This window comes from Butyrivibrio proteoclasticus, from assembly GCF_900115735.1.
GTDB lineage: Bacteria > Bacillota > Clostridia > Lachnospirales > Lachnospiraceae > Butyrivibrio > Butyrivibrio proteoclasticus_B.
This window is the reverse complement of sequence record NZ_FOXO01000019.1, coordinates 1-13731: the sequence shown is the minus strand read 5'-3', so window position 1 is coordinate 13731 and position 13731 is coordinate 1. Positions and strand designations below refer to the sequence as shown.

General features: G+C 36.4%; 12 protein-coding genes and 1 pseudogene. 7 read left to right on the top strand and 6 right to left on the bottom strand.

The genetic code is table 11. The features are described 5' to 3' along the window. Window positions 1-27: 27 nt before the first annotated feature. A complete protein-coding gene (locus tag BM146_RS11955) occupies window positions 28-1176 on the bottom strand; it encodes a CgeB family protein (protein WP_074889213.1) in 1149 nt (382 codons plus the stop codon). A gap of 170 nt (window positions 1177-1346) precedes the next feature. On the opposite strand from BM146_RS11955, the gene BM146_RS11950 reads away from it, so the two are divergent. After that, the gene (locus tag BM146_RS11950) at window positions 1347-2831 is read left to right on the top strand and encodes a LicD family protein (protein WP_074889211.1); all 1485 of its coding nucleotides are present in this window, start codon (window positions 1347-1349) and stop codon (window positions 2829-2831) included. A gap of 21 nt (window positions 2832-2852) precedes the next feature. Here the strand turns inward: BM146_RS11950 and BM146_RS11945 are convergent, their stop codons facing one another. Both BM146_RS11945 and BM146_RS11940 read right to left on the bottom strand, forming a co-directional pair. Continuing rightward, window positions 2853-3530: a ribulose-phosphate 3-epimerase gene (locus BM146_RS11945; protein ID WP_074889208.1), complete on the bottom strand. Its 678-nt coding sequence runs from the start codon at window positions 3528-3530 to the stop codon at window positions 2853-2855. A 64-nt stretch (window positions 3531-3594) separates the two neighbouring features. Continuing rightward, entirely contained in the window at window positions 3595-5013 is a 1419-nt protein-coding gene (locus BM146_RS11940; RefSeq protein ID WP_074889204.1) for a LicD family protein, read from the bottom strand. 190 nt (window positions 5014-5203) lie between these two features. Here BM146_RS11940 and BM146_RS11935 point away from each other — a divergent pair, with 190 nt between their 5' ends. From BM146_RS11935 to BM146_RS11925, 3 genes are read left to right on the top strand one after another with little or no spacing between them, the layout of a single operon-like run. Continuing rightward, complete coding sequence (locus tag BM146_RS11935) at window positions 5204-6427, top strand: glycosyltransferase (protein ID WP_074889201.1); 1224 nt, start codon at window positions 5204-5206, stop codon at window positions 6425-6427. Window positions 6428-6444: 17 nt separating this feature from the next. Continuing rightward, window positions 6445-7389, top strand: coding sequence for a LicD family protein (locus tag BM146_RS11930; protein ID WP_074889199.1), 945 nt, complete (start codon window positions 6445-6447; stop codon window positions 7387-7389). A 2-nt stretch (window positions 7390-7391) separates the two neighbouring features. Further along, window positions 7392-8369 carry a hypothetical protein gene (locus BM146_RS11925; RefSeq protein WP_074889196.1) on the top strand — a complete coding sequence of 326 codons (978 nt, stop codon included), beginning with the start codon at window positions 7392-7394 and terminating at the stop codon, window positions 8367-8369. Here BM146_RS11925 and BM146_RS11920 read toward each other — a convergent pair. Further along, entirely contained in the window at window positions 8366-9370 is a 1005-nt protein-coding gene (locus BM146_RS11920; RefSeq protein ID WP_074889194.1) for a glycosyltransferase family 2 protein, read from the bottom strand. The genes BM146_RS11925 and BM146_RS11920 overlap by 4 nt on opposite strands. 132 nt (window positions 9371-9502) lie before the next feature. On the opposite strand from BM146_RS11920, the gene BM146_RS11915 reads away from it, so the two are divergent. Beyond that, window positions 9503-10702 carry a glycosyltransferase family protein gene (locus BM146_RS11915; RefSeq protein WP_074889191.1) on the top strand — a complete coding sequence of 400 codons (1200 nt, stop codon included), beginning with the start codon at window positions 9503-9505 and terminating at the stop codon, window positions 10700-10702. On the opposite strand, the gene BM146_RS11910 is transcribed toward BM146_RS11915, so the two are convergent. Continuing rightward, window positions 10699-11907 carry a CgeB family protein gene (locus BM146_RS11910; protein WP_074889188.1) on the bottom strand — a complete coding sequence of 403 codons (1209 nt, stop codon included), beginning with the start codon at window positions 11905-11907 and terminating at the stop codon, window positions 10699-10701. The two genes, BM146_RS11915 and BM146_RS11910, sit on opposite strands and share 4 nt — an antisense overlap. 171 nt (window positions 11908-12078) lie before the next feature. Between BM146_RS11910 and BM146_RS11905 the strand changes: the two genes are divergently transcribed. After that, on the top strand, window positions 12079-13017 hold the full coding sequence (locus tag BM146_RS11905) for a hypothetical protein (protein ID WP_074889184.1): 939 nt from the start codon (window positions 12079-12081) through the stop codon (window positions 13015-13017). Window positions 13018-13186: 169 nt separating this feature from the next. Here BM146_RS11905 and BM146_RS11900 read toward each other — a convergent pair whose 3' ends face one another. Next, window positions 13187-13354: a hypothetical protein gene (locus BM146_RS11900; RefSeq protein ID WP_177201649.1), complete on the bottom strand. Its 168-nt coding sequence runs from the start codon at window positions 13352-13354 to the stop codon at window positions 13187-13189. Window positions 13355-13550: 196 nt separating this feature from the next. Here BM146_RS11900 and BM146_RS11895 point away from each other — a divergent pair. After that, a pseudogene (locus BM146_RS11895) lies at window positions 13551-13731 on the top strand (IS21 family transposase); the annotation flags it as partial.

Here is a 13731-nt window from a genome sequence, read left to right as displayed (position 1 = left end):
TATTCTTTTACTTCAGCGTTCCCCCCTTCACTGGAGCAGTACCTTTATTCTGTCTTCATAGTTAAAATCACGTATGATCTTTTCAAGCCCTGCGCCTGCTATTTTCTTTCTTTCTTCTTCGTGTGAAAGATAAAAATCAGCCTTTGCAACAGCGTCCTCCAAAGACGAATACATCACACATTCCTTTCCATAGACAAAATATTCGTATAGTTCCGGTTGATAGCCTGCCAACAGAAACCCACCGCACCCCATTATATCAAGTGCCCTTAAAGGTATTCCTGATCTGTTTGCCTTTAGAACCGGGCACAGATTCACCTTGCTTGCGCTAAAAACTTGTGGCATATCAATAAGATAATCAACCGGTCCACAAAAATCTACATTGGGAAGCATTCTCTTTTCATCATCAGAAAGTTCATAAGTATACAGCTTCACCTGATGTTTTCCGGATAGGACGCTTAAAAGTGTCATCCTCTCAAGATGCGTAATATAAGAGGCTACCGCCCAGGATAATTCTTTTCTAGTCACCTGAATGGCTTTTTCTGAAAGCTCTTTGTATCGTTTTCTGACTCCTTCCGTAAATTCTTCTGTTACAACATTATCCACAATATATGTTCCATACAGCTGAAGCTGTACCTTTACAAGTCCATCTATATAGCCTTTCTGATAATCAGTCATATGAGACATTAGTGCCGGCAGCATAGATTCATAGAGTTTTCCCACAAATGAAATCTCGCTTTCATATTTCTTTTTATCGGTAATAATCCCTTGAAGTCTCCCGGTATTAACCGCAAGGGGAAGATAAAAAACATTATCGAGTCCTTTTGCCCTATATTCCTCATAATCCGCCCTTGAAAAAAAATATATCTTATTGCATGAGTATTCCATACACTCCGCTGTTGGAAGATTTGGAGGACTGTCAAAAAACCATGAAACATATTTAATATCGTGCTTTTTACACACCTTTGAAACCACAGGCCAAAAATTTGTTGTAAGAACAAGATCATATTTCCCGGATGACAGATCTGCTTCCATGCGCTCTGTAAATGTATCATCGCTATATTTATCAACGCTCTTACGATAGGACACATTATTACACTTGTGACCCATTTTTTGCAGAAAAAATACCAGATCATATTGAATATAAGAATTCAGAAAATCATAAAGAAGAATATTCATACTCGCCTCATTCTTTTTAACCTATTTTGCACCAATCATCCTATATGTCAATTTTATCACAGCTAATAATGTTGATAAATTGCCGTTTTATACCATACTATATTCTGATAAAATAATAATAGTGTAACAACACAATATTGTCACTTCATCAAATTCAAAGGATAACACTCATGCACAGCATAGATTTTTTCAGAGACGAAGTAAGAAACGGTTTTTACATTCCTACGGCTGTTAAACAGTCCTGGGCTTGTTGTCTTGACGTTTTAGCTGAAATCGACCGAATCTGCACAACTCACGATATCAATTACTACGCAGACTGGGGAACACTCCTTGGCGCTGTTAGACATGGCGGAATCATTCCCTGGGATGATGATATTGATATATGCATGAAGAGAGATGACTATATTAAATTTCGAGCTGTCGCAGATGATGAGTTGCCTTCTGAATATGTAATTCACGACTATGAGAGACATGAAGATCACTGGCTTTTCTTGTCCAGGATCGTAAACAATGCTCACTACGGATTTACAGAAGATTTTCTTAACAGACATTACAATTTCCCATGGCTTGCCAGCGTAGATATTTTCGTCAAAGATTATCTATATGATGACTATCAAAAAGAAAAGGAACGTTGCCAAGAAATAATGCACATCCTTGTAATCGCCGAGAATCACATAAATAAAGGCGAAAGGAAAAAAGCAATAGAGCTTTACAAAAAAGCTGAGCAGATAATGGGACGTGTCAACAAAAATGACTCTAATACTATCGGACAGATTTTTCCCTGGATCTTAAAAGGACAGCAGGGAGAACCTAAAGCCTGTTACGAGCCAGCCATAAGAATTCCCTTTGAAGATACAACCATCCCGGTTCCTTCACATTATCATGAGCTTTTATCAAAACGATACGGCAATTACAATGAGATTCACAAAGGTGTCGCCGGGCACGGTTATCCGTCTTTTGATAATCAGCGAATTACATTTGAAGAAGCCACCGGCAAAAAGCTTCCTGCCTTCACATTTTCTAAGGACTTACTAAAACGAAACTGTTGCACTAATAAACCTACATCCCGCAAAATACGCAGAACCATTCTTTTTCTTCCAATTGGGCCAAAAGAATGGAAAGGCTTTAAAAATACATATGAAAAAGAATCTGCATCCAATGATGCAGATGTTTTTGTAATGCCACTCCCCCTTCTCTTCAAAGATTATTTCGGCAGAATAACCATGACAGACCAAGAAATTGTCGCTGCCTCAAAAATATATGAATATCCTCAAAATCTTAATTTGCTTAGTTGGGCAGATACTGATATTGGAAAGCTTTCTCCCGATATCATCTACATACAAAATCCATATGATAATATGAATCCACTTCTTACTGTACCTGAGTATTTCTATTCCGGCAATCTACAAAAATTCGCACCAAGGATTGTTTACATACCAATCGCCCAAACAGCAGACTTTTCTGATAGAGATGAAGTAGAAAACATTGTGCTAAAGTTTTACGTTACCATGCCGGCTCTTTTTCATGCTGATGAAGTATGGGTCCAATATGATAATATCAGGTTACAGTATGCCAAAAAACTAATAGATTTTTCAGGCGATGACACCAAAGAATATTGGAATGCAAAAATAAAAACAGTGCCCGATCTTTACTAAAACGAGCACTGTCAGCATTTATTAATAATAATCAAAATTTAACTTACGTATAGCACTGATAATCTCGCTATACGCAACTTCTTTTCCAAACAAAAGCGTTGTTCCTAAAACAAAGCCATCAATTCCCTTAGGATAGTATGTTTTTATCCTCTCTGCACTGCAGGCACCATCCCAAAACAGCTTAAATCCCATTTTTTCCTTGAGTGAAATAAGTTGATCAACCTTCTCTCCGACATATGGTAAAAACATCTGGCTTGCATTTCCTGGATTAACCGCCATTACAAGAACATGATCCGCAAGTCGCAGCATTTCTTTTACAGTCTCAACACTTGTGCCGGGATTAATCGCTATCCCCGGATGCAGTCCTGCATCTATAATTTTCTGCAAAGTAGTGGATGGATGATATTCAGCTTCAGGATGAATATATACAGTATCACCGCGACGCAAACCTTTTAAAAAAAGATCTATGTTATTTCGCGGATGTTCAATCATAAGGTGAACTTCCAAAGGCCTATTGGTTAGCTGGGCAATACAGTTCATATCATAGAGCGACATTGCAAAATTGTTAACATATCGTCCATCCATGATATCAATATGAAAAGCATCTATTCCAGCTTTCTCAAGCTCTCGCACTTCTTTTTCAATATTTCCAAAGTCTGCGCACATCATAGATGCTGATAGCGTAAAAATATTTTCCATGTATGATTCCTCTGGTTGATTCAGTGATTTAATAAACGTATATACGTCTATTTTATCACATAATTTAAAAATCTTCTTCAAGTATTATTTTTTGATGCCAATAGTCTTTATTTTTCCCATATGAAAGATCATCAAGTTTCTTTAGATATAAATCCCTCACTTTCCTGGTTTTTAGAACTATTTTATCTGCGTATATCACAGCTGGCTGCTCAATCAGTGTAGAAATGGCAAAACTTATCTTATCTTCAAAACTTACAGGATCATCCGTTTCAAAATAAGGAATATAAACAAGTTCCTTTGTAAATTGCAGTAAATTTCTCGAATAGAAATATTCATGTACTGTCATAGCACTATTACATTCGTCATAAGGCACTTGAATAACTATAATATCCGGTTTTTCTTTCTCAAAATCATATCTATAAACACTCTCTATGTTCAGATACTTTGGAAAATTCATTGTTTCCTCATGTTTATCAAGCACATTCCCGTTATAATCACAATCATAATATGCTATAGGCATCACATGAACTTCATAATTCGGATTGTCATTAAACTTCTTCCAAAGCCCCTCCATAGAATTCCACCACATAGCTCTGCAGGGGAGAAACACTGCCTTTTTATGCCGTTTTTCATTATCTTCTACAAACTTTTTTTCTCTGCATCTGTTAAGTGCCAACTCAAAGTCTTGTGGATTAAAAGTGTATCTGTAAGGATTTCTTTTGATAGCATTTCTAAGTATATTTTCCTGTTCAGCATAGACAGGATAGCCATGCTCTCCTCCTCCTTTTACCACCCTGAGGTAGTCTCCATACTCAATTTCGAGAACTTTATTGTACGCTGAAGGTACCCTTACAAAAGTATTCTCAAATGGAACATCTACCCATTTTGAAAAAAAATCTCTATCATAAATATGGTTTCCTTGAGGAATATAAAAAGGCATAAGTGCTACTTTAGATGCCTGTTCGTCCGGACATTCCATATATGTTTTTTCAATTTCCAGCAAAAGTTTATTGGATTTCTTTTCATCCGTCGAATTTTTGTATGCCTCGATAGCTCTTTTAGCCCTTATAACTCTTTCCTTTTCCAGCACCGGATCATCAAAAATGTTATCGAGCGGAAAAATGTCTATCCCAACCGTATACGGGCATCCGTAGAATTCCGCCATATGCTCCTCAGAATAATCTATTGCATGACTGCTCACTATTCTTCCAATCTCGCCCCTATATTCAGGTTCAGTCTTCAAAGATAAAACTTTATATTCTTTTGGAAGTTCCTCTTTTGCCACGTCAAAAAATCTTACCCAGTCGCTTCTAAGCATGCAGATATCAAGGTCATCATCCCACGGAACATATCCTCCATGTCTGACAGCACCTATCAGCGTTCCACAATCCACATACCACCTTATATCATGATTTTCACAAACTTTTACGATTTCTGACAATACCTTTAACTGAGCAGCCCAATACCTTTTCATCATAGTCATGACGAGAAAGCCTTCTCTCACTTCATCTTGAAAAAAAGTTTTAGCGAACGATATTTTGTTCAATGGCATCCGTTGTTCCATAATTACCTTCATAAAGTTTATCTGTTTTTTGTAATATATATTACAGTTATGTTAAAATAATGGTAACTTATTAACATTATAACATTTATATTTGCATGGTGAGTATATTATGGATACGAAGTTCCTCAGATACCAAATTCAATGTGCCGAGTTCCTGGATAGTTTCAATCCCGCAGATCTTATTACTATCATGGAAGAAAACAGTATTTCCATGGATGATATGTCTCTGGCTATAAGCAGATTTGCAATAAATGCTGACAGAGTTTTTGACCGTATCGAGGGAAAAGAGATACAAAACCTATTCACAATTCCAGAAAATCAAACCATAGAAAAAAACAGAGAGGCTGCCGAGGTATGTTTTATAGTCTGCAGTGATGATGAAGTAGAATATGCAAGGATCATGGAATGGATAAATAATCTCTATATTCCCCGAAACATTACCATAAGTTCACTGCAGGTCACCGGTGTGTCCAAGCTTTCATCAGCTTACAATGAGGCTATGGAAGCATCCCAGGCAAAATACAAAGTATATGTACGGGAAGGAGTAAGGATATTAAATCCCTATTTTTTATTTAACATAATTAACAGATTTGAAAATGCCTCAGATGTAGCTATGATTGGTTTTATAGGAAGTAAATATATTCCTGCGAATGGCATCATGGAGGATGTTGATTGTTATGGGACACTTTCTGTTGCAGGTGAAAGCGAAACTTTCATCTGTGGCGAGGACCTTGGAAAAGACTTCTATGCCTCTTTTATTCATAGCGCAATAGTTGCAACAAACATTGACACCAGATGGAATGAAGAAATAGAGTGCAATGATGAATTTACTTGTTCAATACACTCTTTGGAATTAGCCAAAAAAGGACTTAGGTCATTGGTTCCGCATCAGGAATTCCCATGGATATTATATGATTATGGTCATGATATGTTTATCCATGACAATACCAATAACGAACTGATGGAGAATTTCATTTTTGAAAAAGGCAAAAAGCACATTCTTCTTTGCCTGGGAGCCAGTTCACTTGTTGAAATGGAAAATTCCGGGATAAATAAACTTATCTCGAATCTGAAAACATTTGATGAGAGTAACGACAAAATTCAGCTTTTCATCTGCTTTTTCCCCGAAGATATAAAGCAATGGGCTAACGTAAATAATGATGCTTTCTCAAAAATCGACAAACTGCTCTTTGGAAGAAATGTTGTTACCGGAATATCATGCAAAGAGTTCCTTGATAAAATAGATGCATACTATGGAGATTCATCTCCGCTTGTTCTAAAATTCGCTGATATGAAAAAGCCCGTCATGATCAGGTCTGCAACAATTGAATGATTGAGTAAAAGGAAAATATGATTACTATAGATGATACTTTTTTTAAAGAAGAAGTCCGACTTGGCTTTACTATTTCGGAAGCTATGAAAAGATCCTGGGCCATTCAGCTTACATTGCTAAATGACATTTTAACAATTGCTCAAAGACACAATATTCCGATTTGGATGGAATATGGCTCTCTTCTTGGTGCTGTTCGACATGGAGGTTATATTCCATGGGATGATGACATTGACCTATGCCTTTTAAGGGAAGACTACATGAAATTACTTTTTATACTGCAAGACGAACTTCCTAAAGACTGCATGGTAAGGAGCTTTTATACACAAAAAGATTACCCTCTGCCACAGGCCTACGTATCAAATAGGGAAAATATAGACGTTGGCTTTGATGAGCAAGAAAAAGAACTTACAAAAAAAATGTGGGGCTGCCCCTACTGCTGTGGTATTGACATTTTCCCCATGGATTTCATTCCAAAAGATGATGACTATTGGAATCAGCTAATGGAAATATACAAGGCAGTGTATTACCTTGGAATTAACTTTGATGAATACAAAAATATCGGTGAACTAGAAGAATCTGTGCACCAAATCGAAACCACCTTAAACACTTCCATTGAAAAAGGCGATAAAATGCTAAGCTCAATCTGGAAAGTTGCAGATGCCGTTGCCATGATGACTCAAAAAGATGAAGCAGGATTTGTAACATGGTATCCCGAATTTGGCATGTATGGCAATAACCGCAAACGATCGCTTGATGCTTATTCGGATACAATCTGGGTAGAGTTTGAGATGATAAAGGTTCCTATCCCCATCGGATATGAAGAAGTTCTGAAAATGCAATATGGAAACAGCTATATGACGCCAATTAAAGGGTCAGCAAGTCACGATTATCCTTATTTCAAGCTCCAGGAAAAGAAAATCCTTTTTCATAATAAGATTGGACAAATGGGAGACATTTATTGAACATGAAAAAAATAGTATTTTTACCTCTCTCCCCAAATATGTGGGAGGGTTTTGAAACCTTATGGGATGAAGCAAAAAAAAATAAAAACAATGTAGTTACGGTCATCCCTGTTCCAACATATAAAAGAGATTCAAGCGGGAACATAACAGATACAGAGTATACACTCTCGGGTTACCCTGATGAAGTAGAAATCACCGATGTAAATGCCTTTAATTTTCAGGAAGAACATCCTGATACCATTTACATTCAAAATGCTCAGGATCTGGGTTGCCGTGCCTTCCTTGTCAACCCCTTCTTTTTTACCGGAAACCTAAGACAATACACTGATAATCTTGTTTATGTTCCCTACGACTGTCATCCCGAGTCATACATTGACAGTAAAGAAGAAATCGAAGAAAAAAAAGCATTTTTGATTCCATTAAACATAATGAATATAGATCACATAATAGTCCAATCCGAGTCAATTAAGCAATTGTATCTAAAGTGCATAGCTGGACTAAATATCGATCTTTATAATGAATGGGACAAAAAGATTACATGGAAAGACTTCCCAAGAACTAATATATTAAAAAAATATACTAAAGAAACTGTTCCTCACCCTTTGGAATGGGATGAATTTCTATACGCAAAAAAGGAAACTCATCTATTGTGTACTTCAATTTTTAATGTTTTGGAAGGAAATCGCACTTTTTTAAAAGAGCTTTTTACCACAATCAAGCACTATCAGTCTGTTAAAAATGAGTTCCTCCTTATATGGCGTCCGCATAAAGAAATAATCAATGTACTGATCAGGTTGCGACCTGAACTGGTTGAAGAATATAAAGAAATAATTTCCTATTATAAAAACAATAGTACAGGTATTTTAGACGAAACTCCTACTCCCACTCCTGCGATAATACTGAGCGATAAGTATATCGGCGCTTCATGTGGTACAATGGAACTTTTTAAAAGTACAGGAAAAAAGATAGAAATAATTTAAAATCTTTTATCACATTCTTCCATTATCATAAGGTCAAGATTTGTTATTCTATCTGTTATATAAGAGTTCTCTTTATAAGGTACCTCGATTACGCTCTTTTTTAGTTCAGAGAGTTTTTTTAATAAAGCTTTCTCTTTCAAACCTGCACAATCAAAATACTTTTTTATATTTTTTTCACTTGCTCCATACCTTACAATTTGGTCATATATGCAGCGATTTATTCCATAAGAGTAGATATTCGCTATCATGAATTCTACTGCCTTACGGCACCCATTATATGCCGGCATATTGTGACATTTATCATATGTTCCCTGCATCGCTCTATAGACTGCATCAAAATATCTGTCCATATCCATCATTTTTGTGTTAGAGCCTTCTGTATCACAGTAGTTATAAAAAATCTCTTTTACCGTAGCAATACTCTTTGATCTAAGGAACATATATATTAAAATCTCAAGATCTTCAAGTGCCGCCATATTGGACTGCATTCTTACCGGTGGATCATTAAAAAGTTCATTCTTAAAAATCTTGGTTACAAGATAGCCACTTCCCGCAATGAGTTTTGACCTTTTATTATCATCAAGCATTCCTACTGTATCATCACCTGTACTTAGAAGTGCCTGATCTGTAGCCTCCTTATAAAAACCTGAGTCTATTATATCTGCTCCGGTCTCCACTGCTCTGGCATAAAGCTTTTCATACATAGTTGGTGCAACGTAATCATCTGCATCTGCCATACCAATATACTCACCACTTGCAGCATCAAGTCCGATGCTTCTGGCACCTCCGCAGCCGGTATTAACATCACTGTTTATGATCACCATCTTGTCAGGAAACTGTGCTTCACACCTTTTCATTATTTCCCATGTATCATCTGTAGATGCATCGTTGATCACAACAATCTCGATATCCTGCATTGTCTGATTAACAAGACTTCCAAGACATCTTGCCAAAGTATTATGTGCATTATACGCCGGTATTACTACACTTACTTTCTTCATTCATTTTCTCCAAAACCATTGGACATATTATTCAACATCAAAAGATAATCTGTTTTCTCATTACTAATTACCGAAATAATAGTATACTTATATTATACTATTAAATACATTCATGACAAAACGAGGAAACGCATGAACATAATTTTTTATAGATACAAAAGCATATGCGAACCGGATTTTATAGATGCATTCAAAGTTCTTGGTATTGATGTCATCGAGGATATCCAGGGAATGTCTCCAAGCGTTACTCTTGATGAAAAAATCATTCACCTTGGAAACCTTATTGCAGCTAACCACCCTCTTTTTGTCTTTTCAATCAACTATTACCCTTTTATCGCTATGCTCTGCGAAAAACTGCATGTATTTTATGTGGCTGTAACTGTTGATTGTCCCGTCTTTGAAATTTTCAACACCTCTGTCAGGAGCAAGTTTAACCGCTTATTTCTTTTTGACAAGGAACAATACAATTTAATTCATGATGAGAACCCGGATTGTATTTTCCATATGCCACTGGGCGCAGCATGTACCAGATTAAGCACACTTCTTGGAAATACATCTGATTATAGGTATGATATCTCTTTTGTAGGTTCCCTTTATAACGAAAAAGATCCTCTGGAAAAATTACTTGTTAAAAACTCTTTACCTTTCTCTGTGAAAGAACAATTTGCTGCTGCCATCAATTCTCAGCTTGAAAGTGAAGTATTTGGATATAAAAGAATAAAAGAATCACTGACCTCTAATGTTCTATCAGATATAAAAAATGCAGACCCGGATTTTTATCCATCTAACATGAGCGTTTTTGATATTTCAGAATATGTTACATTAAATGACTATCTATGCCCTCATGCGACTTATTTAGAACGCGTCAAAATTCTGAATATGATTGCAGAAAACAATTATTCTGCCAATGGTTATAAACTCCATCTTTTTACTCAAAGTAACACAAAAACTTTATCTGATAAGATGATGATACATGGCGGCGTTGATTCCTTAAAAGAAATGCCTTTTGTATTCAGGCAGAGCAAAATAAATCTTAACATCACAACAAGATCCATAACATCCGGGCTTTCTCAGCGTATCTGGGATGTTTTAGCATGCAAGGGATTCCTCATCACTAACTATCAGCCTGAAATCGATCTTTATTTCAAGGACGGCGAGCATCTGATTACATATCATAACTACACTGAACTTATTGACAAGATCCACTACTACCTTGAACACGCTCAAGAGCGTGAAACAATTGCGCAAAGAGGCTTTGAAGAAGTATGTGCAAATGGCCGGGTATTAAACAGAGTTCTGGAAATATTCAAGATCATCACAAGTTCCAATTAGTACCTTCTTGCTTTTACCAGATCAAGTATCTGCCCAACTCTCACATCAAATGTATGCTCCTTCTTAATCTTTTCATGAGCATTATTGGCTATTGCATTCCGTTCATCTTCATGGTTCAGATAATAATCAATCTTGTCCATTAAGTCATTCCTATCTTCGTAATAAACAAAATCTTCTCCCGGCACAAAATGTCTTGCAAGATCCACCTGATAATTTGATAAAAGAAACCCTCCTGCTCCAAGAATGTCAAACCCCCTTAATGGAATAGCATGTCTGATACTTCTTAGAGTAATGTTCAAGTTAATCTTACTCAGCTTAAAAATATATGGCATTTCTTCAAAGTAATCTGCCGGTCCCATGTTTTCAACCCCTTTCGGGTTAAAAGAGCAGTTTTGTCCATACGTATACAACCTAACACCAAACCTCTCCCCGATCATGGTCAAAAGTTCTTTTCGCTCCAAAATTGTTGCCCGCCTGTTAATAATATAATTTGCAAACAGCCATTCCAAAGTCTCCGCACTATCCGGGTAAGGATACAGATTACTTGCCCTCTGCATATCTTTCACTACTTCTTTCGAGAGACACTCTTCTATAAAATTCATACCGTCAACCTGAAGCTGCGCTCTTACAAGACCATCAATATACCCTAGTGTATAAGGATTGAGCTTAGGCGCAATTTCATCATAATATTGCTTTCGTTCAGTATAAAGTGATCCTACAAAAGCTATATCTGCTTCATATTTTCTTTTTATTTCTTCACTTGGTACAAGCGAGTCCAACCGCCTTGTTGATGCAGCAAGTGGTAAATATTCCACTGTATCAATTCGCCCATTCCTAAATATCTCATATTCTTTCGAATCAAACATCAACACAATATTGCACTTATTTATAACTTGATAAGAATACAGCAGATTTTCAGGATTATCATAAATCCACGAAACGTAAATAACTCCCTCTTTATTACAAACTTTAGAAACCACAGGAAGAAAATTAAAAGAGAAAACAAAATCCGGAGAATTCTGCCTTAAGGTATCAGAAAAATTCTTTTCAAAATTCTCATCATTTCTGGCTTTCTTTTCATCATAGTCATAATGATATCTAACAACTTCAAGTACCTTCCCATTATCGTCCCTGTAGTTATCCAGAGCATCGAGCATATCCATATTTGCAAAAAAAATCGGAATATCCAAATATAATATTTTCATACTAGTAGCCTCAGTAAAAATACATATCGCCATCAATAAATTCTTTATTCGTTTTTTTATTTACTATATATTATAATATACATAAATGACAAACATTTTAAAACTCAAAGAAAATGCTTGAAATTTTATCAATCCTGATTGCTTATTTTTTTACAAAAAGGTGGCGTAGTCATGAAAATATATATTATTTCCCCAAAAAACAGAAAAAGCGGTGGGGCAGAGCTTAACCATCAGTTTTGCAATGCTATAAACAGATTGACTGACATACCAGCATATATGTGCTATGCCGATTTGGACTTCCCATACACAATTGCTGTTGAAGCTAAGACTCCTGACATATACGAAAAATACAATACCCCTTCATGCACTGATATAAACGAGATTGATAGACCTGAAAATGTTGTAGTTTTCCCGGAAGGACTAACTTACAGCATTCCTCAAATAAAACATGCGAGAAAAGTTCTGTGGTGGATGAGTGTTGACAACTATATTGAATCAACCAATGAATTGAACCTTCCTTTAATCAAAGAATCTATTTTCCTTCACTTATACCAGTCCTACTATTCTCTTGATTATGTGCAAAGAGTTTTACCTGGCGCATATGGCATCTATCTATCGGACTACATAAATGAAGAACACGGTAAATTCATATATCCACCTGAATTTAGAAAAGATTATGCTCTGTACAATCCTGCAAAAGGATTAGCTGATATAAAGCCTCTTATCAAAAAAGCAAATTGGATTAAGTGGATACCATTGGTCAATCTTGACATTTCACAAATGGTACTGCTAATGGAAGCATCCAAAATTTATGTTGATTTCGGGAATCATCCAGGCAAAGACAGGATTCCCAGAGAAGCCGCTGCCGATGGGTGCTGCGTCATCACTAACAAAAATGGGTCTGCAGCTTTTGATAAAGATGTGCCCATCCCTGAAAAATATAAATTTAATGATCCGGCTAATAGCCTTGATGAATTAGATGCTCTACTGCATGATATTTGCGACAATTTCTCATCACATCAGCAAGCTTTTTCATCCTATAGAGATTTTATAGCAGGAGAAAAAGAGCAATTTGATAAAGACACATTGCACTTTGTTGAAATGCTTTAATATCTTTACAAGTATCCATTAGCATCTACGGAGGTTATATGAAATTTGCATTATTATATGTAAATGAAATAGTTTATAACGACTTGTTATGGGCAATGCTTAACCAACAGCTTGATGTCGAAGTTATTGATAGTGGTATATCCATAAACAGCACTTCTCCTTCAGATGCTCAAATTGCAACATCATATTTTCCCTGTTCAATAACATTCATCTGCTCAAGGACTTTTTCTCTATCTTGTGAAACGTTTATCTCATCACACAAAATTCCTCTATGATTCAGTTCCAATGCCAAAGAATCCACTATCGCATTTACCGAATCATAGCAGGTATTCTGCATTTTAAAGAGTAATATTCTACCGGTCATCTTATCTGAATAATCTGGGGCTATTTGAGCCGCCTGTCCGGTGAAAATGAGCCATCATTCCGTTTTGGGATGAGCCACTCTACCGGTGTCATTGAGCCACTATCTTGATCTAACTAAAATGAATATATGCGCGTTATTGCGTAAATTCATTTTAAGGAGGGTCAAGTTTATGACCAAATATCGAGAAATCCTAAGACTTAAAAGTCTGGGATTCAGCGAACGGAACATTGCTCTATCGGTTCCATGTTCGCGAAACACTGTGTCCAAGGTTGTAAAAAGCGCAGAAGAAAAAGGAATCTCCTGGCCGCTACCTGAAGGCACAACTGATGCGGATCTGGAGAAGCAGCTTT